This window comes from Pseudomonas anuradhapurensis, assembly GCF_014269225.2.
Lineage (GTDB): Bacteria > Pseudomonadota > Gammaproteobacteria > Pseudomonadales > Pseudomonadaceae > Aquipseudomonas > Aquipseudomonas anuradhapurensis.
The window spans coordinates 4,613,440-4,638,120 of the sequence record NZ_CP077097.1 but is presented as its reverse complement, the minus strand read 5'-3'; the positions used below and the strand labels follow the sequence as shown (position 1 = coordinate 4,638,120).

The window sequence follows — 24,681 nt, the reverse complement described above, 5'->3', positions numbered from 1 at the left end:
AACCATGAACCTGCAGACAACCCCCGCTATCCACACCGGCACCCCGGTAGTCACCGACCTGCGCGTCGTCCCCGTCGCCGGCCATGACAGCATGCTGCTCAACCTCAGTGGTGCGCATGGCCCGTTCTTCACCCGTAATGTGGTGGTGTTGCGCGACAGCGCTGGCAATACCGGCCTGGGCGAAGTGCCCGGTGGCGAGAAGATTCGCCAGACCCTGGAAGACGCCCGCAGCCTGGTGCTCGGCCAGCCGATCGGCCATTACCAGCGCGTGCTCAATGCCATGCGCCAGACCTTCGCTGGCCGCGATTCGGGCGGGCGTGGCCTGCAGACCTTCGACCTGCGCATTACCGTGCATGCGGTAACTGCCATGGAGTCGGCGCTGCTCGACCTGCTCGGCCAGCACCTGAACGTGCCGATGGCTGCACTGCTGGGCGAAGGGCAGCAACGCGACGCGGTGAAGATGCTCGGTTATCTGTTCTACATCGGTGACCGCCGGCAGACCAACCTGGCCTACCGCAACGAAGCCGACAGCGACGATGACTGGTTTCGCCTGCGCCACGAAACAGCACTGACCCCCGACGCAGTGGTACGCCTGGCCGAGGCCGCCGAGGCACGCTACGGCTTCAGCGACTTCAAGCTCAAGGGCGGGGTGCTGCGAGGCGAGGAGGAAATGGAAGCGGTGACGGCCCTGGCCGACCGCTTCCCGCAAGCGCGCATCACCCTCGACCCGAACGGCGCCTGGTCGTTGCAGCAGGCCATTGCCCTGTGCCGTGACAAGCACGCTGTGCTGGCTTACGCCGAGGACCCGTGTGGTGCCGAGGACGGTTATTCGGGCCGTGAGGTGATGGCCGAGTTTCGCCGCGCTACCGGCTTGCCCACGGCCACCAACATGATCGCGACCGACTGGCGGCAGATGGGCCACGCGATCCAGTCGCAGGCAGTGGACATTCCGCTGGCCGACCCACATTTCTGGACCTTGCAGGGCTCGGTGCGGGTGGCGCAGATGTGCAACGACTGGGGGCTGACCTGGGGTTCGCACTCCAATAACCACTTCGATATTTCGCTGGCGATGTTCACTCAGGTGGCGGCGGCGGCGCCGGGCGAGATCACCGCAATCGACACCCACTGGATCTGGCAGGACGGCCAGCGCCTGACCCGCGAGCCGCTGCGCATCGTCGATGGCCATGTGCGTGTGCCGGCCCGGCCAGGGCTGGGGGTGGAGCTGGATGAGGCGCAATTGGCCAAGGCCCATGAGTGCTACCGTAATATGGGCCTGGGCGCGCGCGATGACAGCGTGGCGATGCAGTTCCTGATTCCTGGCTGGCGCTTTGATAACAAGCGGCCGTGCCTGGTGCGCTGACCCAGGTACAGGCCAGGTGTTGCGAATGGGGCCTCGGGAAACCGGGGCTTTTTTGTTGAGGCTGAATGTGGCGGTGCCTGTGCCGCCCTCTTCGTGGGCAACCTACAGCTTATTGCGAAGGCCTGAAGTGTACGCAGCAGCAGTGGGAGCGGGCTTGCCCGCGCAGGGCTGGCACAGGTCGCACATCCAAATGAAAAACAGAAGCCTCAGATGGACCGTTGTCGCCAGCGGGCACGCCATCGGCAAAATCTGGCGCTGGTGAAAACGGCCTGTCGTGATCGAACAGTTCCGGGGCGTTCTCGTGTAATTTCCCACAGCCCTGCGCGGCTTAAATGAACCCCGACCTATGCGGACACCTGCTCTGTGACGCGCGCCAAATATCAACAACAGCGCGCAAGTAATGTGTCGACTTATTGATTTCAAAGGAGATATTTTCGCCTACGCCTGCCCGTCCTTCCTTGTGTCAGCAAAAAGAGAACAACATCAATGAACACCGTGGGATCTGATGGCAACCTTGCCCAAGGTTTCAAGCCTCGTCATGTAACGATGCTGTCCATCGCCGGCATCATCGGCGCCGGACTTTTCGTCGGCTCTGGCCATGCCATCGCGGCAGCCGGGCCAGCTACCATACTTTCCTATTTCGTGGCCGGGGCCCTGGTGGTGCTGGTCATGCGCATGCTCGGCGAAATGGCCGTTGCACACCCTGACACTGGTTCGTTTTCGACCTATGCCGACCAGGCCATCGGCCGTTGGGCCGGCTACACCATCGGCTGGCTGTACTGGTGGTTCTGGGTACTGGTGATCCCCATCGAAGCGCTGGCCGCCGGCCATGTACTGAACGTCTGGTTCCCGCAGGTAGACAGCTGGATCTTCGCCCTGGCCTCGGTGCTGCTGCTGGCCGGCACCAACCTGTTCAGCGTGGCCAAGTACGGCGAGTTCGAGTTCTGGTTCGCGATCCTCAAGGTCACCGCCATTCTCGGTTTCATCGGCCTGGGCTTCGCTGCCCTGATGGGCTGGTTGCCCAACCGCGAAGTCAGCGGCCTGAGCAGCCTGATGGCCGAGCATGGCGGCTTCGCACCGAAGGGCTGGTCGGCGGTGGTCGGCGCGTTCATCACCGTGATGTTCAGCTTCATCGGTACCGAGGCGGTGACCATCGCCGCCTCCGAGTCCAGCGACCCGTCGCGCAACATCGCCAAGGCCACCCGCTCGGTGATCTGGCGTATCAGCACCTTCTACATCCTGTCGATCTTCGTGATCATTTCGGTGGTGCCGTGGAACGACCCGCAACTGGCAGTGGTGGGCTCGTACCAGCGCGCACTGGAGATCATGAACATCCCCAACGCGGCGTTCATGGTCGACCTGGTGGTGCTGGTGGCCGTGACCAGTTGCATGAACTCATCGATCTACATCGCCTCGCGGATGATGTACTCGCTGGCCAAGCGTGGTGACGCGCCGGCCATGCTCAACAAGACCTCCAAGGTCGGCGTGCCGCGTGCCGCAGTGTTCGGCAGCACCCTGATCGGCGCGGCCATCGCCGTCCTCAACTACTTCGCGCCGAAGGGCGTGTTCGAGTTCCTGCTGGCCAGCTCCGGTGCCATCGCCTTGCTGGTGTACATGGTCATCGCCATCTCCCAGCTGCGCATGCGCCGCCGCCTGGAACGCGAGAACACCGAGCTGAAGTTTCGCATGTGGCTGTTCCCGTACCTGACCTGGGCGGTGATCCTGTTCATTGCAGGAGCACTGGCGGTGATGATGTACACGCCTGAACACCGGGCGGAGGTCAGCTCGACGTTGGGCCTGGCGATCATTATTTCCTTCCTGGGAATCGTGACTTCGCGAGGCCACGCGCAACCCGTAGGGGTGCGTTCGATGGGGTGATTGGGTTCACCTGGTGGTAAGGCAAAGGGCACCAGTGGAGGGTGCCCTTTGTTTTTTCCGGTTTACCGCAACCAGGAAAAAGTCTCACCGCGTGAGGCTGTCTCGAAAATAAATGAGGTGATTTCTCATTCTCGTTCGGCATCTAGGGAAGGCCGGATTACAGGCCAGTCTGCCGATCCCTCTACGGAGCGAGAAAATGAGTTCGACCCCGGTTCCACAGCGCCATCCTTTGAGCCGTGCTTTGCATGGTGTTTTCCTGGGCCTGGTTGTCAGCAGTTGTGCGCTACCTGTGCTGGCGCAATCTGCAATGTCTGAGCCTGACAGCCAGCTACAGCAGTGGAATATTCCTGCCGGCCCGCTGGCGCCAGCGCTTGACCGCTTTGCCCGCCAGGCAGGTGTCAGCCTGTCCTTCGATGCACAGGCCGTGGCCAACCGCAGCACTGCAGGGGTGCAGGGGACGCTGGGCACCTCGGCTGCACTCTCGTCACTCCTACAGGGCACCCAGCTTCAGGCGGAGCAACAAGGACCGGGCGCCTATTTGGTGGTGTCACAACCCGCGCCTGCCGGCCCGCTGGAGCTTGGCGCCAGCGAGGACTACCGCCTGGCACCGGTCATCATCAACGCCAAGGTCAAGGCCAGCGCCGACGATGACAGCAACTCGGTGGTCGCCAAGGAGCTGTGGGTGGGCGGCAAGGTGGCCACCAGCCTCCTCAATACGCCCGCTTCCGTGTCTGTGGTGACCAGCAAGGAAATGCAACAGCGCAGCGTCAGCACCACGGAAGAAGCGCTGCAATATACGCCGGGGGTGGTCAGCGACTACTACGGTTCGGACGACCGCAACGACTACTTTCTGATCCGTGGCTTCCAGGCCACCACCTACCGTGACGGCCTGACCTTGAGCTCGATGCGGGGTGTGCGGGAAGACCCATACGCCTACGAGCGCATCGAGGTATTGCGCGGCGCCAACTCCACCCTGTTTGGCCCGGCAGACCCGGGCGGCTCGGTCAACTTCGTCAGCAAGCAGCCGCGCTTCGAGCAGTTTGGCCAGGGCTACGTGACGTACGGCTCGTTCGACCATGCCGAAACCGGCATCGATGTCGGCGATGCGCTGAACGAGGAAAAGACCTTGGCTGGCCGCTTCACCGCCAAGATGCAGAACAGTGACCGTGAGTACGACCACTCCCAGGACGACAACCGCTTCGTGATGGGCGGGCTGACCTGGGCGCCTACCGACTACACCTCTGCCACGATGATCGTGGACTACCTGAAAACCAACAGTTCGCCGAACAGCGGTGGCTATCCGCTGGACAAGGAATACGACCGTAGCGATTTCTATGGTGAGCCAGGCTACAACTTCCATGACGTGGAGCGCACCAGCCTCAGCGGCAACATCACCCACGACTTCGACAATGGCTTTGTGCTGCGCAGCAACCTGCGCTACAGCGAGTTGAGCGATGACTTCGGCTACGCCTACCTGAGCGACAGCCCGGCGCGGGTCGGCACCGTCATCCCGCGTTACGTGTTCGGCACCGACAGCGATGCCGACCAGCTCAACGGTAACCTGATGCTGCAATACGATGCGCAGTTCGAGCATGTCGACAGCAGCACCCTGGTCGGTGTGGAGTACCTCGATTCGACAACCAGACAAAGCTCGATCTACGGCCTGGCGCCTTCCATCGACATTGCCAACCCGGTATTCACCGGCGTACCGGGCGGCCTCACGCCCTATACCCGGCAGAAGAACGACGCCACTACCAAGGCGGTTTTCCTGCAGCAGAACCTGTCGTTCTACGACCGCGTGATCGCCACTGCCGGCGTGCGCAATGACTCGATGGACCTGTCGAGCAAGGAATACGTCGGCGGTGTCCAGGAAGAGAAGGACAACTTCTCGGAAACCTCCTACCGGGCTGCGTTGACCTACATCGTCAACGACGAGGTTTCCACCTATGTGAGCATGGTGGAATCCGTATCGCCGCCCCAGGTTGGCGTTACACCTCAAACGGGCAAGCAGTACGAAGTGGGCGTGAAGTATTCGCCGATGGGGATGGACGCGTTGTTCTCGGCGGCGGTGTATGACCTCACCCAGGAGAACGTCACCATCGCCGTGGTACTGCCCAGCGGCATCATCGAGCAACAGACGGTGGGCGAGTTGCGCGTGCGCGGCCTGGACCTGGAAGCCAAGGCGCAGATTACCCAGGACTTCAGCGTGATTGGCGCCTATTCGTACATGCAGTCCGAGGTGCTGCGCGGGGCGTTGTACGACGGCTCTTCGCTCAAGGGCAATGAATTCGCCACGGCGCCGAAGCACTCGGGTTCCCTGTGGGGCTACTACAGCATTCCGGGCACCGACGTGAGCGTTGGCCTCGGAGCGCGCTATGTGGGGGCTTATTACATGGATGCGGCCAATACCAAGAAGAGCGATGGCACTACGTTGTTCGACGCTGCGCTGAATTACCAGATCGCCAAGGGGACCGACCTGGCGCTTAACGTCAGCAACCTGTTTGACGAGCAGCATGTGGTGGGCTCAGGGACAGCGAACTACTACAACCCGGGGCGGGAGGTAACGGCGAAGCTGAGTTATAGCTGGTAAGACTGAGGGCGCCGTATCCCGGCCCAACGCCGGGATACCGGGCGTCCGCCAATGAAATTCGGAATATTGCAGCGAGGGTGAGCGAGGGGATGACTTTGCAACATAATGTTGCAACCGTTAATAACTATCATTAACATTCATAGCGCAAGGAGCACATTGTCCCTATAAGAATAAGGTCGAAAAAGAATGCTGAAGATGCTCCTCGTGTACGTCCACCTGATCGCCACCTGTATCGCCCTGGGCAGGGTATTGCTTGCCGATCACAAGCTTTGGGGCTGGCGCAAAGAAGCGCTGGACCAGGCAAAGCATGAGTACCTGGAAGAAACCAGGAAAATTGCCACCCTCGCGTTACTCGCTCTTTGGGGCAGTGGTCTGTTGCTGATACTCCAGGGGTATCTTCTTGAGGGCTCGGCCTACTTGCTCAACCAGAAACTCTGGGCCAAGGTTGCCGTCGTCACGCTGCTGACGCTGAACGGTGGCCTGTTGCATCGCATCGGCTTCCCGTTGTTGCAAAAAGCACCTTTCGTCCTGTTGCCGCGTTCTGACCGCGGCCGCCTGGCACTCCTGGGCGCATTCTCCATGAGTGGTTGGCTGTTTGCCGCTTTCCTGGGGGTAGCTCGAGCGTGGAACCATGTCATGCCCTGCATGCATGTGATGGCGGTGTTCACGGCCTTCGCTTTGCTGGCTTGTATCGTCGCGCTGCTGGTCGCCAGCAGCGCCGGTACGCTGGAGACTAGCGCTTCATAGTGGCGGACCGACTCAGTCGAGTCCGTGTGCGAGACCGGCCCTGCACCGAGCAGGGCCGTGCGGTGTTCAGCGCATCATGCCCAGTTCGGCATCATCCAGCAGCGCCTTGCCCAAGGCGCACAGGTAATGTGCGGCCCAGATCAGCTTCGGTTTGTCTTCCATCAAACCCTCGATTGTCAGGTCCCGCGCATAGCCCATCAGTTCCGAGGCTTGCTCGCGGGCGTTCTGGCAAGGGATGCCGGGCTCGATGCGGAACAGTGGGTGGGTCTGGTTTTCACCTTGGTAGAAGATGGTTTTACCGACAGTGCATTTGTCGTCTTCGGTAGCCATTGTTCAATCTCCCCGGTAAGCGTCAGTGCAGTGCTTGCGGATCCGCTGGCCTGTGTATTGGCGCGAGTGCTGATTCAAGCAGTTTGCGCAGGGCTTCAAGCTCGTGCATCGATGCCATCATCAATAGCGAAACGGGTGATCGTGGCTGCATCAGCATCGCTTGCTGGGCTACGGCTTCTGCACAGAGCGCGTAGTCCGAGTCGAGCATGAGGGTGTCCTCCAGCGAGTGGAGGTGGTGGGGCGGATCGGGGACGATCTTCAGCATTATTTGGTCCTCAGTGGAGCGACCAGCGCTTGCTGTCAAACAAGTGGTGGCAGCCGTGTATGGGTTGACAGACCGGTGAAGACCAAACCGGCGCACACGAGGTGCCCCACACACAGCTGCCATAGGCAAAACCGTGTGTTTGGTCGTTATCAGCCTGTCAAAGCTGGTCGTTGATGTGCAACGACCCACCGAGCCTAAAACCCTGAAATAACGACCGCAACGGAAAACAGGCGCTGGGAGTATCTTTGGGAAACGGCTTACAAGGAAGGGGATAAATCCGAATTTTCGGCGGGCACATCTGAAACCCAGGCACAAAAAAAGACGCCCGAGGGCGTCTTTCTTCTGGAATTTGGTGGAGCCGGGGGGATTTGAACCCCCGTCCGCCAGTACTCCGCTGTCGGTACTACATGCTTAGCCGTGTCTACTGAGTTAATCCGCAGCCGCCCGACGGGCAGGGTGCTTTGGACGAGTTGGGTAAGTTTTAGTCGCTTTGCCCCCAACGTGCTACACGACGATCCTGTTCTGTATGACAATCATTTCGGGTTTACAGGCATCCCCTAATGATTGCTGGAGCCGAAGCTACCAGGAGAGCGGGCTCAGCTGCTTACGCAGCGAGAGCGTAACCCTCGTAGTTTTCGTCATTGGCAACTATAGAAAGTTGCAACAGTGGATTTACGAGTTCTGTTACCAACTCGGCATGCACCTAGAGTTTCGCTACCGGCGTCGAATCCTAATCGGCCCCACACTAGCTCTAAGCTAACGCACCTTACGGTACGTGAGGCGGAGTATACGCCATTGTGCGGGCGACGTCGACAGCAGGGCCCGTCGCCCGCGCCTGGGGTCACGAGCCGCTGTTGCTGTCGCTGCCTTTTTCGGTCTTGTCCAGGCGCTCCAGCACCTTGCTGGTGATGGCGATGCATTCCTTGGTTTCGCCTGCGGCCTGGGCGGCCTTGGCCTTGTCGACGTGCTCGGTGATGGCCTTGTCCAGGCCTTCGGAGGTGGCGCCGAGGGTGGCCATGTTGTCGTCGATCTTCTGCAGGTTGGTGGCGCAGAGGTCTTCGGCGGCGAACACCGGTGAAGCCAGCAGGGTGGCGGCCGCGAACAGGGCCGAAAGCGCGGTACCTTTCATGGGAGTCTCCTCTGGGGCCTCTGGAAGGTGGGCCTGTAAGGTGGACTGCGGGGGATTGGCGGGGGTTCAATCGGATGACGGTGGAGGATCTGGCGCCAGGCGCGGGTCTACGCCGTCCTGTAGGAGCGGCCTTGCGTCGCGAAAGGGCCGCGCAGCGGCCCCGGGATTTCAGCTCCGCCGCACCAAGCCTGGGGCCGCTTTGCGGCCCTTTCGCGACGCAAGGCCGCTCCTACAGGGGATCGTGTCAGCCGTCAGATACTGCGGGGGCGGGTGACGCGGTCTACCAGGTAGACCAGGCCGTGGTAGTCGATGCCGCTATGGCTGGACAGCCCGATCTCGCAGGTGCGGCTGGTGGAGATGCCTTCGCTGCAATACTGCACCGCGTCCTTGAGGCTGCGCAGCGAGTGGGCGTTTAGCTCGGGGGTGGTGAAGCCTTTGTCGCCGGCAAAGCCGCAGCAATGAATGCCTTCGGGGATCACCACCTGCTTGCTGCAACGTCGCGCCAGGTCGATCAACGCCTGGCTTTCCCCCAGGTGCTGGGTACTGCAGGTCACGTGCACGGCCACGGGCTCGTCCTGAGGGGTAAACTCCAGGCGGTCGAGCAGGTGGGTGCGGATGAAACGCACCGGGTCGTACAGGTCCAGCCGGCTTTCACCCAGGTCCTGGACCAGGCGCAGGGTGCACGGGCTGGTATCGCAGTAGATTGGGTCGAGGCCTCCGCGGCTGGCGTGCAACAGGGCATTGATCAGCTCCTGGCGCTTGTGTTCGGCCTGCTCGGGGTAGCCCTTGGAGGCGAACGGCTGGCCGCAGCACAGACTGTCGGCGTTGTCGGGAAACACCACCTGGTAGCCGGCCTTTTCCAGCAGCGCGCGGGTCTTGTCCAGCAGCGAACTTTGCTCGCGGTCGGCATAGGCCGGGCCCATCACCCGTGAAACGCACGCCGCCAGGTACACCACGCGCGGGCGGGCGTCGTGACTGGCCGGGCCGACGGGCAGCGGGCGCAGAGGTTGCGGCATGGCCGGGGTCCACTGTGGCAGGCGGCCCTTGCTGGCCTTGCTCAACGTGGCGCTCAGGCGGCCCAGGCGCGGGGCCCCCAGCAGTTTGCGCGCGGTGTTGGCAGCGCTCAGGGTCAGGCGTGCGCCGCCAAGGGCGGTGTGGAAGTTGTCGGCCAGCCAGTCGGCGGTCTTGGTGTGGTCAGCGGCCTGGCTGCGCAGTTTCTTCACCAGTTCGCCGGTGTTGATGCCCACCGGGCAGCGCTGGGCGCACAGGCCGGTGGCGGCGCAGGTGTCGATGCCCTGGTACTGGTAGGCCTGGCGCAGCTCCCGGGTGTCGATGCCGGCGCGTTGCTTGGCCTGGATGTCACGCCACATGACGATGCGTTGGCGCGGGCTGAGCGTCAGGCCCTTGGAGGGGCACACCGGCTCGCAGAAACCGCACTCGATGCACTTGTCGACGATCTCGTCGGCGGCGGGCAGCGGCTTGAGGTTCTTCAGGTGGATGTCCGGGTCTTCGCTCAGCACCACGTCGGGGTTGAGGATGCCGTTGGGGTCGAGCAGGCGCTTGAGTTTCCACATCAGCTGGTAGGCGTCGCTGCCCCATTCCAGCTCGACGAACGGCGCCATGTTGCGCCCGGTGCCATGCTCGGCCTTGAGCGAACCACCGAACTCCACCGCCACCAGCTGTGCCACGTCGTCCATGAACGCCTGGTAACGGGCGACTTCCTCGGCGCTGTTGAAGCCTTGGGTGAAAACGAAGTGCAGGTTGCCTTCCAGCGCGTGGCCGAAAATGATCGCTTCGTCATAGCGGTGCTTGTCGAACAGCTGGATCAGGCGGTTGACGCCTTCGGCCAGTTGCTCGACCGGGAAGGTGACGTCTTCGATGATCACCGTGGTGCCGGTCTGGCGCACGGCGCCGACAGCGGGGAAGGTGTCCTTGCGGATTTTCCACAACTGGTTGTACACGGCCGGGTCTTCGCTGAAGTCGACCTGCTGTTCCAGCGGGAAATCGGCGATCGCGGCCATTACCTGTTGCAGCTGTTCGTGCAGCAGGCTCTGGCTGGCGGCGCGGGATTCGATCAGCAGGGCGCAGGCGTTGCCCGACAGGCCTTTTACCCACAGCGGCATGCCGGGCATGTTCTGCACCGAGCGCAGGCTGCGGCGGTCGAGCAGCTCTACCGCCGAAACCGGTTGCTGCTTGAGCACGGTCACCGCGCGGCAGCAGCTTTCGACGCTGGGGAACACCAGCAGGGCGCTGGCCTTGTGCGGGTGGTCGGGCACGGTGTTGTAGGTGACTGCACTGATGAAACCGAGGGTGCCTTCGGAGCCGACCAGCAGGTGCTGCAGGATGTCCAGCGGCTGGTCGTAGTCGACCAGCGCATTCAGCGACAGGCCGGTGGTGTTTTTCAGCCGGTACTTGTGCCGGATGCGCTCGGCCAATGCGGTGTTGGCACGGGTTTCGCGGCCCAGGCGGGCCAGCGCTTCCAGCAGCTCGGCGTGGCTGGCTTCGAAGGCGGCGACACTGGCCGGGTCTTCGCTGTCCAGGCGCGTGCCGTCTGCCAGCACCAGGCGCAGGCCGGCCAGGGTGTGGTAGCTGTTCTGCGCGGTGCCGCAGCACATGCCACTGGCATTGTTGGCGACGATGCCGCCGATCTTGCAGGCGTTGATCGAGGCCGGGTCGGGGCCGATCTTGCGCCCGAACGGGGCCAGCCAGGCGTTGGCCTGGGCGCCGATGACCCCTGGCTGCAGGCGGATCTGCTCGCCCTGGCCGCGGATTTCGCGGCCGTTCCAGTTGTCACCGAGCACGATCAGCACCGAGTCGCTGATGGCTTGGCCGGACAGGCTGGTGCCGGCGGCGCGGAAGGTGACCGGTACCCGCTCGCGCTGGGCCAGTTTGATCAGGCCGACCACTTCGTCCTCGGTCTCGACGCGTACCACCAGCTTGGGGATCAGCCGGTAGAAGCTGGCGTCAGTGCCGAAGGCCAGAGTGGCGGTGGGGTCGTCGAAACGGCGTTCGGCGGGGATCAGGCGCTCGGCATCACGCAGGAACGCGGCAGGCAGGCTCATGCAGTCTCCTCGCGGGGCTGTGGCGTCTGTGCGCCACATGCCCCGGGTCAATCAGGCGGTCGTTCTTGCAGGCGTCAGGCGCCCAGTTCGCGTACCAGCGAGTCGCGGGTGATTTCGCTGATCGACTTGGCACCGGTCAGCACCATGGCCACGCGCATTTCCTTCTCGAACAGCTCCAGCAGGTTCTTCACCCCGGCCTGGCCGTGTACGGCCAAGGCGTAGAGGAAGGCGCGGCCGATCAGCACGGTGTCGGCACCCAGGGCGATCATGCGCACCACGTCGAGGCCGCTGCGGATGCCGGAGTCGGCGAGAATCTTCAGCTCACCTTTGACGGCGTCGGCTATCGCCGGCAGGGCACGGGCGCTGGACAGCACGCCGTCGAGCTGACGGCCGCCATGGTTGGACACGACAATACCGTCGGCACCGAACCTGACCGCATCGCGGGCATCATCGGCATCGAGGATGCCCTTGATGATCATCGGGCCGTCCCAGAAGTCGCGGATCCATTCCAGGTCTTTCCACGAAATCGACGGGTCGAAGTTGTTGGCCAGCCAGCCGATGTAGTCGGCCAGGCCGGTAGGGTTGCCACGGTAGGCGGAAATATTGCCCAGGTCGTGCGGGCGGCCCATCACGCCGACATCCCACGCCCACTCGGGGTGGATCATGGCCTGCAGCACGCGGCGCAGTGGGCCGTGCTTGCCGCTCATGCCGGAATGCGCGTCGCGGTAGCGGGCGCCGGGGGTGGGCATGTCGACGGTGAACACCAGGGTCTTGACCCCGGCAGCCTTGGCCCGCTCCAGGGCGTTGCGCATGAAGCCGCGGTCCTTGAGCACGTACAGCTGGAACCACATCGGCCGGTCGATGGCCGGCGCTACTTCTTCGATCGGGCACACCGACACCGTGGACATGGTGAACGGAATGCCATGCGCCGCCGCCGCGCGCGCCGCCTGCACTTCGCCACGGCGGGCGTACATGCCGGTGAGGCCGACCGGGGCCAGGGCCACCGGCATGCTCAGGGTTTCGTCGAACAGGCGGGTCTCGAGGCTGAGCTCGGACATGTTCTTCAGCACGCGCTGGCGCAGGGCGATGCCGGCCAGGTCGGAGACATTGTGGCGCAGGGTGTGCTCGGCGTAGGCACCGCCGTCGGCATAGTGGAACAGGAAAGGAGGCAGCTTGCGTTGGGCCGCGGCGCGATAGTCGGTAGAGGCGGAAATGATCATGGATTCTCGCAGCGTTGCTTGTGGGGATTGCCGGGCGCACCAGGGCGCCCGGCCCCTTTCACTTTAGTGATGGACCAGCATGCCGGTCAGCCAGTAGGCCTGGATCAGGGTGATCAGGCCGACGATGGTGGCGAAGAACAGGCTGTGCTTGACGGTGAAGCGGAACAGGTCGGATTCCTTGCCGACCAGGCCGGTGGCGGCGCAGGCCACGGCGATCGATTGCGGCGAGATCATCTTGCCGGTTACCCCGCCGCTGGTGTTGGCTGCAACCAGCAAGGTGTCGTTGACCCCGATCTGGTGCGCGGTGGTGGCCTGCAGCGAGCTGAACAAGGCGTTGGACGAGGTGTCCGAGCCGGTCAGGAACACCCCCAGCCAGCCGAGGAACGGCGAGAAGAACGGGAACGCCGCGCCGGTACCGGCCAGCACCAGGGCCATGGTCGAGGACATGCCCGAGTAGTTGGTGACGAAGGCGAACGCCAGCACCATGCCGATCGACAGGATCGGCCAGCGCAGTTCCCAGAAGGTTTCCTTGAAAGTGGTCAGACCAGTTTGGAAGTTGATCTTCAGCACCGCCATGGAAATCAGCGCCGAGAGGAAGATCGCGGTGCCGGTGGCAGAGATCGGGTCAAGCTTGAACACCGCAGGCATGGCGGTTGGCGCAGCCACGATCGGTGCGGCCTTGATCACCAGCTGGTCGAGGTGCGGGATGGCGAAGTTGAACACGAAGTTGTACATCGAGCCGCCTGCCGCGAAGGCCGCCTTGAACGGCTTCAGGGTCCAGATGGTGACCAGTACGGTGAGGATCAGGAACGGCGACCAGGCCTTGAAGATCTGGCCAAGGCTGTAGGGGCTTGGCTGGCTGCCACTTGGCTGCACCACGGCGGCGCCCACGCTGCCTTTGGCTTCGGCGAACGAGCGCTTGGGCTGCCAGACTTTCAGGAACAGGGTCAGGGCGATCAGGCTGGCCAGGGCCGAGGTGATGTCCGGCAGCTCCGGGCCGATGAAGTTCGAGGTGAAGTACTGGGTAACGGCGAAGCTCAGGCCGGCAACCAGGGCGGCAGGCCAGGTTTCCTTCACGCCGCGCAGGCCGTCCATCATGAATACCAGCCAGAACGGCACGAACAGCGACAGCAGCGGCAACTGGCGACCGGTCATGGCGCCGATGTGGAAGGCGTCGATGCCAGTGACCTGGCCGGCCACGATGATCGGGATGCCCAGCGCGCCGAAGGCCACTGGCGCGGTGTTGGCGATCAGGCACAGGCCGGCGGCATACAGCGGGTTGAAGCCCAGGCCCACCAGCAGCGCGGCAGTGATTGCCACCGGTGCGCCAAAGCCCGCCGCACCTTCCAGGAAGGCACCGAAGCAGAAGCCGATCAGCAGCACTTGCAGGCGCTGGTCGTCGGTAATCGACAGCACCGAGCTGCGGATCACTTCGAACTGGCCGCTCTTGACCGTGAGTTTGTACAGGAACACCGCGGCAACGATGATCCAGGCGATTGGCCAGAGGCCATAGAGGAAGCCGTACCCTGCGGCGGCGAACGCCATGTCGACAGGCATCTGGAAGGCAAAGATTGCCACCAGGATCGACAACGCCAGGGTGATGCTGCCGGCCACGTGGCCTTTGAGGCGGAACACGGCCAGGGCAAGGAAGAAGAACACGATGGGGATGACCGCCGCCAGTGCGGACAGGCCGAGACTACCAAGCGGGCTATAGAATTGTTGCCAGGTTTGCATATGGGGTGGCCCCTAATTGTTGTTGGTCAGGCACTGGCATTGGATAATTGGTAAGACCAATTTACAATGACTGGTCGCTAGGTTAAAAGCGCTGTCGTGGGTGTGTCAATTTGTCCCGTGCAAAACTTTGGTCGTGTGCCGATGAGTGGGCGCCTGATGGGCAGGGAAAAACGTCACCTGATGGTGTTTGCACAGCCCTGGATCGGCGAGAATAGGCACCCCCGGAAATCTGCCGGGGGTTTGTGGAGAGCATGTGATGGTTTTTGATCAGGTCCGCCAACGGCGCCTGTCCGATGACATCGTCGATCGGTTGGAAGGGATGATTCTGGAAGGCACGCTGACCTCCGGGCAGCGGCTGCCGGCCGAGCGCGTCCTGGCCGAACAGTTCGGCGTGTCCCGCCCGTCACTGCGTGAGGCGATCCAGAAGCTGGTGGCCAAGGGACTATTGGTCAGCCGTCAGGGCGGGGGCAATTTCGTTGCCGAGTCGCTGGGCTCGACCTTCAGCGACCCATTGTTGCAGTTGCTCGAACACAGCGCCGAGGCGCAACGTGACCTGCTTGAGTTTCGCCATACCCTGGAAGCTTCCTGCGCCTATTACGCCGCCCAGCGTGCCACCGAGCCAGACCGGGCGCGGCTGAAGGCGGCCTTCGATGCATTGCAGGACTGTTATGCCCGGGCCGATGAGGTGACCCGCGTGGAAGAGGGCGCAGCCGATGCGCGCTTTCACCTGGCGATTGCCGAGGCCAGCCATAACGCCGTGCTGCTGCATACCATCCGGGGTTTGTTCGACCTGCTCAAGCGTAACGTGGTGACCAACATCGGTGGCATGTACCAGCAGCGTGCCGAGACCCGCGACATGCTGATCAGCCAGCATCGGGAGCTGTACCTGGCCATTGTCGAGGGCAGGGCGGACGACGCGCGGGAGGTGTCCAGCCGGCACATTCTGTATGTGCAGGAGGTGCTGGAAGAAGCGCAGGAGGAAGCGCAACGGGTTGCGCGGGCGGAGCGGCGGAGCGGGCGCTGATGCAGTTTCTTCAGGCTTGGTGTAGGAGCGGCCTTGCGTCGCGATGGGCTGCAAAGCAGCCCCAGCTATTTCGGCCGATGACCGATGCCTTGGGGCTGCTTCGCACCCCATCGCGACGCAAGGCCGCTCCTACACTGACCGTGTCGCCGGGTGGAGAGGTCAGTCTCCCTTGCCCTTGTTGCGCACGGCCCGCTGCAGCTCGCGGTTGGAATCGCGCTCGCGCATGGTGTCGCGCTTGTCGAATTCCTTCTTGCCCTTGCCCAGTGCGATTTCGCACTTGATCAGGTGCTTGCTCCAGTACAGCGCCAAGGCCACGCAGGTGTAGCCTTTTTGCGCCACGGCCGCTTCCAGGCGTTCGAGCTCACGCTTGTTCAGCAGCAGCTTGCGCGTACGGATGGGGTCGGCGATGACGTGGGTGCTGGCCGTGGTCAGCGGGGTGATGTGGCTGCCGAACAGCCAGGCTTCACCATCCTTCAGCAGTACGTAGCTGTCAGTCAGGTGGGCCTTGCCGGCTCGCAGGCTTTTTACTTCCCAGCCGGACAGGACCAGCCCGGCCTCGAACTTGTGTTCGATGAAGTAATCGTGTCGCGCCTTCTTGTTTTGCGCGATGGTCCCGGTCGGATGTTTTTTTTGCTTAGCCATAGGGGCGGCATTATAGGCAAGTCGGAGCGTCGTCCGCTATGGGATTTCGGTGTGCTTGAGCCACCGGAATGAATACCGGACAATACGGACGCTGTCATAGCTACACAAACTGTTTTCGGCACGCTGCGAAGCACCGCCACCCAGCCCTGGAAGTGACGCCTGGATGACTACCCATATTCAACGCTCCGCCCTGCTGCCATACCCCGCCAAGGCGCTCTACGACCTGGTCAACGATGTCGCCAGCTACCCGGAATTCTTGCCTTGGTGCTCTGACTCCACGGTGCTCGAAGCCAGCGACACGCAAATGCGCGCCAAGCTTGAAGTGGCCAAGGGTGGCATGAGCCAGCAGTTCGTTACGCGTAACGTGCTGGTGCCGGGGCAGTCCATCGAGATGAATCTCGAGGAAGGGCCATTCACCCAGCTGCATGGCCTGTGGGTGTTCAAGCCGCTGGGGGAAAAGGCCTGCAAGATCAGCCTCGACCTGTCCTTTGATTACGCCGGGCCGATCGTGCGCGCCACGCTGGGCCCGCTGTTCAACCAGGCGGCCAACACACTGGTCGATGCGTTCTGCCAGCGTGCCAAGCAACTGAACAGCTGACTGCAAAAGCGGCAATAAAAAAGCCCGGAACTGGTCCGGGCTTTTTTGTACCTGCTCGCCGCCTACTGAGGCGAGGTTTCCAGCGGTGCGGGGGTTGGCACCGGGGTGGTCTCGATGGTGTCGATCTCGCGCTGGATGGACTCTTCCACCGAACCTGGCTTGGCCGGTTTCTCTTCTGGCTGCGCGTTAGGCTGCCCTGGTTGAGTGGCCGGGCTGACCGTGGTGTCGCCGCTGCCACCGAGGATTTCCTGGTCGCGGCTGACGCCTGGCATGAAGTCGCCGGACAGGCTCACCAGCTGGTCGCTTTCGTTGAAGAACACGCTCATGCGTTCCTGCTGACGTTTGCCGCCGCCTGGCTGGATGCTGTACAGGTAATCCCAGCGATTGGTGTGGAAGGTGTCCTGGATCAGCGGGTTACCCATGATAAACCTTACTTGCCGACGGGTCATTCCGGGGCGCAATTGGTCTATCATGTCTTGCGTAACGACATTGCCCTGCTGGATGTCGATTTTGTAAACCCCGGGAAACGAGCAACCGGCGAGTGCGAGCAGTCCCACTAGGGTGAGGCTGGTTAGCAAGAGCTTGGTGTTTTGCATCGGTGGGCGACTTCCACTATCTTGGCTGGACAACGTAAACCCCGATCATACCCGTATTAAGAGAAGCTGCGAAGCAGCATCGGCGAGAAAGCTGACCATGGTTGAAAATAGCGAATTGCGCAAAGCCGGTCTCAAGGTGACCCTGCCTCGAGTCAAGATCCTACAGATGCTCGACTCGACCGAGCAGCGTCACATGAGCGCCGAGGATGTCTACAAGGCGCTGATGGAGGCTGGCGAAGACGTGGGCCTGGCCACCGTCTATCGCGTACTGACCCAGTTCGAAGCGGCGGGTCTGGTGGTTCGCCACAACTTCGACGGCGGTCACGCAGTATTTGAACTGGCTGACGGTGGCCACCACGACCATATGGTCAACGTGGATACCAGCGAAGTCATCGAGTTCATGGATGCCGAGATCGAGAAGCGTCAGCGCGAAATCGTGGCCGAGCATGGCTATGAGCTGGTGGACCACAACCTGGTCCTTTACGTGCGTAAGAAGAAGTAACGATTTAATCGTTATGGATAGCAAAGGCGACCTTCGGGTCGCCTTTGTGCTTTCTGCGTTCTTGAAGTGTTGCGGGCTTCTGTAGGAGCGGCCTTGTGTCGCGAAGGGCTGCAGAGCAGCCCCGGCAATCGATGCATCGATACCGAAATCCTGGGGCCGCGTTGCGGCTCTATCGCGACGCAAGGCCGCTCCTACACGAAGCGCGCTATCAGGCCTTGCCGCTTACCACCATCTTGCGCGCATGCGCCAGCGATTCCTTGGTCAGGTCGATGCCACCGAGCATCCGTGCCACTTCCTCGACTCGCTCGCGCTTGCCCAGGCTGGTCACGGCAGTGTGGGTAGTGTCGCTGTTACGCACCTTGTGCACGAACAGGTGATGATGCCCTTGTGCGGCAACCTGCGGCAGGTGAGTCACGGTCAGCACCTGGCCGCGTTCGCCCAGGCGGCGCAACAGCTGGCCGACGATTTCCGCAGTCGGCCCACCGATCCCGACGTCGACTTCGTCGAACACCAGCGTGGGAATGCGCGAGGTCTGCGCGGTGATGACCTGGATCGCCAGGCTGATGCGCGACAGCTCACCACCTGACGCGACCTTGGCCAGGCCCTTCAGCGGCTGCCCGGGGTTGGCGCTGACCAGCAGTTCGATCTGCTCCAGGCCATGCGGTGACAGGTCGCTGCCCTCGTTTGGCGTCAGGGCGATGCAGAAGCGCCCGCCGGGCATGCCCAGGCGCTGGATCTCCTGCTCTACAGCTACCGCCAGCTGCTGCGCGGCCTGCTGGCGCAGGGCGCTGAGCTCGCGGGCCTTTTCTTTATAGTGCTGGGCGAAGGCAGCCAGCTCCTCACCCAGCCGCTCGATCGATTCGTCACTGGCGTTCAGGCTTTCCAGCTCTTCCATCAGCTGCTGCTGCAGGTGGGGCAGTTCGGTGGGGTGCACGCGGTGCTTGCGCGCCAGCGTATAGATGGTGTCGAGGCGTTCTTCCAGGGCCTGCAGGCGCATGGGGTCGGCGTCGAAGTTGTCGAGGAAGCGGTTGAGCTCGCCGACGGCTTCCTCGACCTGGATCTGTGCGCTGGCGATCAGGTTGGCCGCCTCGCTCAGTGCCTTGGGCGCGTGGGTGGCGGCACCCAGCCGGTTGAGGCTGGCGGTGAGGGCGCTGAGCACGTTGCCCGAATCGCTTTCGCTGCATTGGTCGATGACCTGGCGGCAGATGCCGAACAGTGCTTCGGCGCTGGTCAGTTGCTTGTGTTCCTGCTCCAGTTGCTCCAGTTCGTGCTCGCCCAGGCCGAGGTTGTCCAGCTCTTCCCGCTGGTAGCTGAGCAACTGGTGGCGGGCGCGTTGCTCATCGCCGGAATTGGACAGGCGCTCCAGCTCCAGGCGGGTCTGGTTCCAGCGCTTGGCGGCCAGCTGCACCTGGCGGGCCAGGTCGACGGCGCCGGCGTACTCGTCGAGCAGGCGACGGTGGGTGTCGGTCTTCAGCAGCGACTGGTGCTCATGCTGGCTGTGGATGTCGATCAGCAGCTCGCCCAGCGCCTTGAGGTCGCCGAGCGGGCAGGGCGTGCCGTTGATGTAGCCGCGGCTGCGGCCTTCGGCGGTGATCACCCGGCGCAGGATGCACAGGCCGTCGTTGTCCAGGTCGCGCTCGACCAGCCAGGCATGGGCCTCGGGGATGTCCACCAGGTCGAAGGTGGCGAGGATGTCTGCCTTGTCCGTGCCGGGGCGCACCACGCCGCTGTCGGCCCGGTCGCCCAGGGCCAGGCCGAGGGCATCGAGCATGATCGATTTGCCGGCGCCGGTTTCGCCGGTGATGACGGACATGCCGCGGGCGATTTCGAGGTCGAGGTGTTCGACGATGGCGTAGTTGTGAATGGACAGGTGCACCAGCATGAGGGCAGCTCCCGAAAGTCAGATCTGGTTATTTATACAGTACTTTTTTCAGGCCTGCCAATGCCCTTTGCCGGATTGTGTTGCCGGGCGGAAAACCACCTTGCCCCCTTGAAGCTGGTTTTTCCGGCCCCATATAGCCGTCATCCAAGGCGAGCGTGGCTCGCAGTCCACAAATTTGCGCAGGAGAGACCCCATGGCTGATGAGCAGCTGAACGAGAAAGACCTTAACGTGGAAGAAGCCGGTGCAGGCAATGCTGCTGACGCCCGTGTTCTGGAACTCGAGGAACAGCTGGCCGCAGCCAAGGATCAGGCGCTGCGCGCCGTTGCCGACGTGCAGAATGCGCGTCGCCGTGCCGAGCAGGATGTCGAGAAGGCCCACAAGTTCGCCCTGGAGAAGTTCTCCGGCGACCTGCTGCCGGTGATCGACAGCCTGGAACTGGCCCTGGCCCACTCCAGTGCCGATGACGAGAACGTCAAGCAGATCCGCGAAGGTGTGGAGCTGACCCTGAAGATGTTCCAGGACACCCTCAAGCGCTACAACCTCGAAGCCATCGACCCGCACGGCCAGCCGTTCAACCCTGAGCATCACCAGGCCATGGCCATGCAGGAAAACGCCGAGGTCGAGCCGAACAGCGTGCTCAACGTGTTCCAGAAGGGTTACCTGCTCAATGGCCGTCTGCTGCGCCCCGCCATGGTGGTGGTCAGCAAGGCGCCGAGCGCGCCGCAACCCTCTATCGATGAAAAGGCTTGAAATCCTTCCGGGCATCCCCATCTAGGTGTCAAGCCTTCAAGTATTACCGCAGTTGGCCAAAGTAGTCGCTGCTACCAAATTCAAGTTTCGGGAGAGTTAACATGGGCAAAATCATCGGTATCGACCTGGGGACCACCAACTCGTGCGTCTCCGTTCTGGAAAACGGTAACGTCAAGGTCATCGAAAACGCCGAAGGCGCGCGTACCACCCCTTCGATCGTGGCCTACGCCAACGACGGCGAAATCCTGGTAGGTCAGTCGGCCAAGCGCCAGGCTGTGACCAACCCGCACAACACCCTGTTCGCAGTGAAGCGCCTGATCGGCCGCCGCTTCGAAGAAGACGTCGTGCAGAAAGATATCAAGCTGGTGCCGTACAAGATCGTCAAGGCTAGCAACGGCGACGCCTGGGTACAGGCCAGTGGCAAGGACATGGCACCGCCGCAGATCAGCGCCGAAGTGCTGAAGAAGATGAAGAAAACCGCCGAAGACTACCTCGGCGAGCCCGTCACCGAAGCGGTCATCACCGTTCCGGCCTACTTCAACGACAGCCAGCGCCAGGCCACCAAGGACGCCGGTCGCATCGCCGGCCTGGACGTGAAGCGCATCATCAACGAACCGACCGCCGCTGCGCTGGCCTATGGCATGGACAAGGCCAAGGGCGACCACACCGTCATCGTCTATGACCTGGGTGGTGGTACCTTCGACGTATCGGTCATCGAAATCGCCGAAGTCGACGGTGAGCACCAGTTCGAAGTACTGGCCACCAACGGTGACACCTTCCTCGGTGGTGAAGACTTCGACATGCGCCTGATCGACTACCTCGTCGACGAGTTCAAGAAAGAGTCCGGCATGGACCTGAAGAACGATCCGCTGGCTCTGCAGCGCCTGAAGGAAGCTGCCGAGAAGGCCAAGATCGAGCTGTCGTCCTCGCAGTCGACCGACGTCAACCTGCCGTACATCACTGCTGATGCTACCGGTCCGAAGCACCTGAACGTGAAGATCTCCCGCGCCAAGCTGGAATCGCTGGTCGAAGACCTGGTTCAGCGCACCATCGAGCCGTGCCGCATCGCCCTGAAAGACGCTGGTATCGACGTCGCCAAGATCGACGACGTGATCCTGGTCGGCGGCCAGACCCGTATGCCGATGGTGCAGAAGGCCGTTGCCGACTTCTTCGGCAAGGAAGCTCGCAAGGACGTCAACCCGGACGAAGCCGTGGCCATGGGTGCTGCCATCCAGGGCGCCGTACTGGCCGGTGACGTCAAGGACGTACTGCTGCTGGACGTCAGCCCGCTGACCCTGGGTATCGAAACCATGGGTGGGGTGATGACTTCGCTGATCGAGAAGAACACCACCATTCCGACCAAGAAGTCGCAGGTGTTCTCGACTGCCGACGACAACCAGGCTGCCGTGACCATTCACGTGCTGCAAGGTGAGCGCAAGCAGGCTGCGCAGAACAAGTCGCTGGGCAAGTTCGACCTGGCTGACATCCCGCCGGCTCCGCGTGGCGTACCACAGATCGAAGTGACCTTCGACATCGACGCCAACGGCATCCTGCACGTCAGCGCGAAAGACAAGGCCACCGGCAAGTCGCAGTCGATCGTGATCAAGGCCAACTCCGGCCTGTCGGACGAAGAAATCGAGCGCATGGTGCGTGACGCCGAGGCCAACGCCGAGGAAGACCGCAAGTTCGAAGAGCTGGCCGCTGCCCGTAACCAGGGTGACGCGCTGGTTCACTCGACCCGCAAGATGGTCGCTGACGCTGGTGACAAGGTTACCGCCGAAGAAAAAACCGCCATCGAGGCTGCCGTGGTTGCCCTGGAAGCCGCTGTCAAAGGCGACGACAAGGCTGCCATCGACGCCAAGGTCGAAGAGCTGTCCAAGGTTTCGGCACCGGTTGCCCAGAAGATGTACGCCGAGCAGTCGGCCGAACAGCCTCAGGGTGGCGCGCAGCACGCCGAGCCGGAAGCCAAGCACGATGACGTGGTTGACGCCGAGTTCGAAGAAGTGAAAGACAACAACAAGCAGTAATCCCTGCATGTTGTCGGCCAGTTCACCGTCGTTTGCCGGTGAGCTGGTAGGATGTCGCCGCGCGGGGGCTTGCTCCCGCGTTGGCGTATCTGGAATTCGAGAATCTTTACAGCATCTGTCAGCGGCCCCCGTGGGCAAACGGCAGGTGCTGATGGCGTGGCGCAGATGCCAGACGCCCAACAAGGTGCAAATGACCTATGTCCAAGCGTGATTATTATGAGGTCCTGGGTGTCGAGCGCGGCGCCAGCGAAGCTGACCTCAAGAAGGCTTATCGCCGTCTGGCGATGAAGTACCACCCTGACCGCAACCCCGGCGACAAAGAGTCGGAAGACAAGTTCAAGGAGGCCAACGAGGCCTACGAAGTACTGTCTGACGCGAGCAAGCGCGCGGCGTTCGACCAGTATGGTCATGCTGGCGTGGACCCGAGCATGGGTGGCGGTGGTGCCGGTTTCGGCGGTGCCAATTTCTCCGACATCTTTGGCGATGTGTTCAGCGACTTCTTCGGCGGTGGCCGCGGTGGTGGACGTGGCGGTGCCCAGCGTGGCAGTGACCTGCGCTACACCCTGGAACTGAACCTGGAAGAAGCGGTGCGTGGCACCACGGTCAGTATCCGTGTGCCCACCCTGGTCAACTGCCAGCCTTGCGATGGCTCCGGTGCCAAGAAGGGCTCCACGCCGTCGACCTGCCCGACCTGTGGCGGTATCGGCCAGGTACGCATGCAGCAGGGCTTCTTCTCGGTGCAGCAGACCTGCCCGCGCTGCCATGGCCAAGGCAAGATCATCACCGACCCGTGCACCTCGTGCCACGGCGAAGGGCGTGTCGAGGAATACAAGACACTGTCGGTCAAGGTGCCGGCCGGTGTCGATACCGGCGACCGTATCCGCCTGTCGGGCGAGGGCGAAGCGGGTACCCATGGTGGCCCGACCGGCGACCTGTACGTGGTGATCAACGTGCGTGAGCACGAGATCTTCCAGCGTGATGGCAAGCACCTGTACTGCGAAGTGCCGATCAGCTTCACTGATGCCGCCCTGGGTGGCGAGCTGGAAGTGCCCACCCTCGATGGCCGGGTGAAGCTGAAGATCCCCGAAGGCACCCAGACCGGCAAACAGTTCCGCCTGCGCGGCAAGGGCGTTGCCCCGGTGCGCGGTGGTGGTGCCGGTGACCTGCTGTGCCGGGTGGCGGTGGAAACCCCGGTCAACCTCAGCCGCCGCCAGCGCGAGCTGCTGGAAGAGCTGCGTGATTCACTGGAAGGCGACAGCTCCCACTCGCCCAAGGCCAGTGGCTGGTTCGATGGCGTGAAGCGCTTCTTCGGCGACCTCTGACAAGGAAATGGCTATGCGACGTATTGCAGTGATGGGCGCGGCAGGGCGAATGGGCAAGACCCTCGTCGAGGCCGTGCAGCAACAGGCGCCACAGGCTGGCCTGACCGCGGCGATCGATCGCCCGGACAGTACGCTGGTGGGGGCTGATGCCGGTGAGCTGGCGGCCCTGGGTCGTATCGGCGTGCCAATTTCCGACGACCTGGCCAAGGTGGTCGACGAGTTCGACGTGCTGATCGACTTCACCCACCCCTCGGTCACCCTGAAAAACCTGGCGTTCTGCCGCAAGGCGGGCAAGGCCATGGTCATCGGTACCACGGGCTTCACGCCGGAAGAGAAGCAGCAACTGGTCGACGCCGGCAAGGAAATCCCGATCGTCTTCGCGGCCAACTTCAGCGTTGGCGTCAACCTGTGCCTGAAGCTGCTGGATACCGCGGCGCGCGTGCTGGGTGACGATGTGGATATCGAAATCCTCGAGGCGCATCACCGGCACAAGGTCGATGCACCGTCGGGTACTGCGCTGCGCATGGGTGAAGTGGTTGCCCAGGCGCTGGGCCGTAACCTCCAGGAAGTGGCCGTGTACGGTCGTGAAGGGCAGACCGGTGCGCGTGAGCGCCAGACCATCGGCTTCGCTACCGTGCGTGCCGGTGACGTGGTGGGTGACCACACCGTGCTGTTCGCCGCCGAAGGTGAGCGGGTGGAGATCACCCACAAGGCCTCCAGCCGCATGACCTTCGCCAAGGGTGCCGTGCGTGCGGCGCTGTGGCTGGACGGGCGCGAGCCTGGCCTGTACGACATGCAGGATGTGCTCGAGCTGCGTTAAGCAGTTCGAGCGGTGCTGGCTTCTTCGCGGGCTTGCCCGCTCCCACACGGATTGTGAAGCTCCTGTGGGAGCGGGCAAGCCCGCGAAGAAGCCAGCGCCGATGTCAGCCTGTCGCATTGATAGGTTTTAGAGACACATCTGCGGTAGACCGAAAACGCACTTTTCTGTAAGCTACAGCTTTAGTGTGTCCACTAAAAGCGCG

At 62.6% G+C, this 24,681-nt stretch carries 20 protein-coding genes and 1 other RNA gene; 11 read left to right on the top strand and 10 right to left on the bottom strand.

The window, feature by feature from the left end; translation table 11 throughout:
• Nucleotides 1-4 precede the first annotated feature (4 nt).
• The 4 genes from gudD to HU763_RS21225 all read left to right on the top strand — a co-directional run bounded on the left by gudD (nt 5) and on the right by HU763_RS21225 (nt 6,575).
• Nucleotides 5-1,360, top strand: a complete 1,356-nt coding sequence (gudD, locus tag HU763_RS21240; RefSeq protein ID WP_186686653.1) for a glucarate dehydratase — start codon at nt 5-7, stop codon at nt 1,358-1,360.
• A gap of 486 nt (nt 1,361-1,846) precedes the next feature.
• Entirely contained in the window at nt 1,847-3,238 is a 1,392-nt protein-coding gene (gabP, locus tag HU763_RS21235; RefSeq protein ID WP_186686656.1) for a GABA permease, read from the top strand.
• 196 nt (nt 3,239-3,434) lie between these two features.
• Nucleotides 3,435-5,828 carry a TonB-dependent siderophore receptor gene (locus HU763_RS21230; protein ID WP_186686659.1) on the top strand — a complete coding sequence of 798 codons (2,394 nt, stop codon included), beginning with the start codon at nt 3,435-3,437 and terminating at the stop codon, nt 5,826-5,828.
• A gap of 186 nt (nt 5,829-6,014) precedes the next feature.
• Entirely contained in the window at nt 6,015-6,575 is a 561-nt protein-coding gene (locus HU763_RS21225) for a hypothetical protein (RefSeq protein ID WP_186686662.1), read from the top strand.
• A gap of 66 nt (nt 6,576-6,641) precedes the next feature.
• Here the strand turns inward: HU763_RS21225 and HU763_RS21220 are convergent, their stop codons facing one another.
• The 7 genes from HU763_RS21220 to HU763_RS21190 all read right to left on the bottom strand — a co-directional run bounded on the left by HU763_RS21220 (nt 6,642) and on the right by HU763_RS21190 (nt 14,315).
• Nucleotides 6,642-6,905: a DUF3077 domain-containing protein gene (locus HU763_RS21220; protein ID WP_186686664.1), complete on the bottom strand. Its 264-nt coding sequence runs from the start codon at nt 6,903-6,905 to the stop codon at nt 6,642-6,644.
• A gap of 22 nt (nt 6,906-6,927) precedes the next feature.
• Complete coding sequence (locus HU763_RS21215) at nt 6,928-7,170, bottom strand: hypothetical protein (protein ID WP_186686666.1); 243 nt, start codon at nt 7,168-7,170, stop codon at nt 6,928-6,930.
• A 350-nt stretch (nt 7,171-7,520) separates the two neighbouring features.
• Nucleotides 7,521-7,912, bottom strand: a transfer-messenger RNA (tmRNA) gene (ssrA, locus tag HU763_RS21210).
• A gap of 99 nt (nt 7,913-8,011) precedes the next feature.
• The gene (locus HU763_RS21205) at nt 8,012-8,299 is read right to left on the bottom strand and encodes a hypothetical protein (protein ID WP_186686668.1); all 288 of its coding nucleotides are present in this window, start codon (nt 8,297-8,299) and stop codon (nt 8,012-8,014) included.
• Nucleotides 8,300-8,550: 251 nt separating this feature from the next.
• On the bottom strand, nt 8,551-11,361 hold the full coding sequence (locus HU763_RS21200) for an FAD-binding and (Fe-S)-binding domain-containing protein (RefSeq protein ID WP_186686669.1): 2,811 nt from the start codon (nt 11,359-11,361) through the stop codon (nt 8,551-8,553).
• Between the two features lie 74 nt (nt 11,362-11,435).
• Nucleotides 11,436-12,581 carry an FMN-dependent L-lactate dehydrogenase LldD gene (gene lldD / locus HU763_RS21195; RefSeq protein ID WP_186686674.1) on the bottom strand — a complete coding sequence of 382 codons (1,146 nt, stop codon included), beginning with the start codon at nt 12,579-12,581 and terminating at the stop codon, nt 11,436-11,438.
• A gap of 63 nt (nt 12,582-12,644) precedes the next feature.
• A complete protein-coding gene (locus HU763_RS21190) occupies nt 12,645-14,315 on the bottom strand; it encodes a lactate permease LctP family transporter (protein WP_186686679.1) in 1,671 nt (556 codons plus the stop codon).
• Between the two features lie 256 nt (nt 14,316-14,571).
• Between HU763_RS21190 and HU763_RS21185 the strand changes: the two genes are divergently transcribed.
• Nucleotides 14,572-15,339 carry an FCD domain-containing protein gene (locus HU763_RS21185; protein WP_170032774.1) on the top strand — a complete coding sequence of 256 codons (768 nt, stop codon included), beginning with the start codon at nt 14,572-14,574 and terminating at the stop codon, nt 15,337-15,339.
• A 159-nt stretch (nt 15,340-15,498) separates the two neighbouring features.
• Here the strand turns inward: HU763_RS21185 and smpB are convergent, their stop codons facing one another.
• Nucleotides 15,499-15,981, bottom strand: coding sequence for an SsrA-binding protein SmpB (smpB, locus tag HU763_RS21180; RefSeq protein ID WP_186686688.1), 483 nt, complete (start codon nt 15,979-15,981; stop codon nt 15,499-15,501).
• Between the two features lie 163 nt (nt 15,982-16,144).
• On the opposite strand from smpB, the gene HU763_RS21175 reads away from it, so the two are divergent.
• Nucleotides 16,145-16,579, top strand: coding sequence for a type II toxin-antitoxin system RatA family toxin (locus HU763_RS21175; protein ID WP_170032772.1), 435 nt, complete (start codon nt 16,145-16,147; stop codon nt 16,577-16,579).
• A 62-nt stretch (nt 16,580-16,641) separates the two neighbouring features.
• Here the strand turns inward: HU763_RS21175 and HU763_RS21170 are convergent, their stop codons facing one another.
• Complete coding sequence (locus HU763_RS21170; RefSeq protein ID WP_186686691.1) at nt 16,642-17,175, bottom strand: outer membrane protein assembly factor BamE; 534 nt, start codon at nt 17,173-17,175, stop codon at nt 16,642-16,644.
• 97 nt (nt 17,176-17,272) lie between these two features.
• On the opposite strand from HU763_RS21170, the gene fur reads away from it, so the two are divergent.
• Nucleotides 17,273-17,677, top strand: a complete 405-nt coding sequence (fur, locus tag HU763_RS21165) for a ferric iron uptake transcriptional regulator (protein WP_012274258.1) — start codon at nt 17,273-17,275, stop codon at nt 17,675-17,677.
• Between the two features lie 208 nt (nt 17,678-17,885).
• Here the strand turns inward: fur and recN are convergent, their stop codons facing one another.
• Nucleotides 17,886-19,559 carry a DNA repair protein RecN gene (gene recN / locus HU763_RS21160; RefSeq protein WP_186686694.1) on the bottom strand — a complete coding sequence of 558 codons (1,674 nt, stop codon included), beginning with the start codon at nt 19,557-19,559 and terminating at the stop codon, nt 17,886-17,888.
• A gap of 193 nt (nt 19,560-19,752) precedes the next feature.
• Here recN and grpE point away from each other — a divergent pair, with 193 nt between their 5' ends.
• From grpE to dapB, 4 genes are all read left to right on the top strand, one after another.
• Nucleotides 19,753-20,310, top strand: coding sequence for a nucleotide exchange factor GrpE (grpE, locus tag HU763_RS21155; protein ID WP_170032766.1), 558 nt, complete (start codon nt 19,753-19,755; stop codon nt 20,308-20,310).
• Between the two features lie 101 nt (nt 20,311-20,411).
• Entirely contained in the window at nt 20,412-22,337 is a 1,926-nt protein-coding gene (dnaK, locus tag HU763_RS21150; protein ID WP_170032764.1) for a molecular chaperone DnaK, read from the top strand.
• A 197-nt stretch (nt 22,338-22,534) separates the two neighbouring features.
• Nucleotides 22,535-23,659 (top strand): molecular chaperone DnaJ, encoded by a 1,125-nt coding sequence (dnaJ, locus tag HU763_RS21145; protein ID WP_170032762.1) that lies wholly within the window; start codon nt 22,535-22,537, stop codon nt 23,657-23,659.
• A 13-nt stretch (nt 23,660-23,672) separates the two neighbouring features.
• On the top strand, nt 23,673-24,479 hold the full coding sequence (gene dapB / locus HU763_RS21140; protein WP_170032760.1) for a 4-hydroxy-tetrahydrodipicolinate reductase: 807 nt from the start codon (nt 23,673-23,675) through the stop codon (nt 24,477-24,479).
• Nucleotides 24,480-24,681: the final 202 nt, after the last annotated feature.

What these genes read in the sequence shown, in the direction of transcription:
- fur (WP_012274258.1), top strand. Translation starts at nt 17,273, where the DNA reads ATGGTTGAAAATAGCGAATTGCGCAAAGCCGGTCTCAAGGTGACCCTG.
- HU763_RS21225 (WP_186686662.1), top strand. Translation starts at nt 6,015, where the DNA reads ATGCTGAAGATGCTCCTCGTGTACGTCCACCTGATCGCCACCTGTATC.
- HU763_RS21215 (WP_186686666.1), bottom strand. Translation starts at nt 7,170, where the DNA reads ATGCTGAAGATCGTCCCCGATCCGCCCCACCACCTCCACTCGCTGGAG.
- HU763_RS21175 (WP_170032772.1), top strand. Translation starts at nt 16,145, where the DNA reads ATGACTACCCATATTCAACGCTCCGCCCTGCTGCCATACCCCGCCAAG.
- lldD (WP_186686674.1), bottom strand. Translation starts at nt 12,581, where the DNA reads ATGATCATTTCCGCCTCTACCGACTATCGCGCCGCGGCCCAACGCAAG.
- HU763_RS21230 (WP_186686659.1), top strand. Translation starts at nt 3,435, where the DNA reads ATGAGTTCGACCCCGGTTCCACAGCGCCATCCTTTGAGCCGTGCTTTG.
- dnaJ (WP_170032762.1), top strand. Translation starts at nt 22,535, where the DNA reads ATGTCCAAGCGTGATTATTATGAGGTCCTGGGTGTCGAGCGCGGCGCC.
- dnaK (WP_170032764.1), top strand. Translation starts at nt 20,412, where the DNA reads ATGGGCAAAATCATCGGTATCGACCTGGGGACCACCAACTCGTGCGTC.
- gudD (WP_186686653.1), top strand. Translation starts at nt 5, where the DNA reads ATGAACCTGCAGACAACCCCCGCTATCCACACCGGCACCCCGGTAGTC.
- gabP (WP_186686656.1), top strand. Translation starts at nt 1,847, where the DNA reads ATGAACACCGTGGGATCTGATGGCAACCTTGCCCAAGGTTTCAAGCCT.
- grpE (WP_170032766.1), top strand. Translation starts at nt 19,753, where the DNA reads ATGGCTGATGAGCAGCTGAACGAGAAAGACCTTAACGTGGAAGAAGCC.
- recN (WP_186686694.1), bottom strand. Translation starts at nt 19,559, where the DNA reads ATGCTGGTGCACCTGTCCATTCACAACTACGCCATCGTCGAACACCTC.
- dapB (WP_170032760.1), top strand. Translation starts at nt 23,673, where the DNA reads ATGCGACGTATTGCAGTGATGGGCGCGGCAGGGCGAATGGGCAAGACC.
- HU763_RS21190 (WP_186686679.1), bottom strand. Translation starts at nt 14,315, where the DNA reads ATGCAAACCTGGCAACAATTCTATAGCCCGCTTGGTAGTCTCGGCCTG.
- HU763_RS21185 (WP_170032774.1), top strand. Translation starts at nt 14,572, where the DNA reads ATGGTTTTTGATCAGGTCCGCCAACGGCGCCTGTCCGATGACATCGTC.
- smpB (WP_186686688.1), bottom strand. Translation starts at nt 15,981, where the DNA reads ATGGCTAAGCAAAAAAAACATCCGACCGGGACCATCGCGCAAAACAAG.
- HU763_RS21220 (WP_186686664.1), bottom strand. Translation starts at nt 6,905, where the DNA reads ATGGCTACCGAAGACGACAAATGCACTGTCGGTAAAACCATCTTCTAC.
- HU763_RS21200 (WP_186686669.1), bottom strand. Translation starts at nt 11,361, where the DNA reads ATGAGCCTGCCTGCCGCGTTCCTGCGTGATGCCGAGCGCCTGATCCCC.
- HU763_RS21170 (WP_186686691.1), bottom strand. Translation starts at nt 17,175, where the DNA reads ATGCAAAACACCAAGCTCTTGCTAACCAGCCTCACCCTAGTGGGACTG.
- HU763_RS21205 (WP_186686668.1), bottom strand. Translation starts at nt 8,299, where the DNA reads ATGAAAGGTACCGCGCTTTCGGCCCTGTTCGCGGCCGCCACCCTGCTG.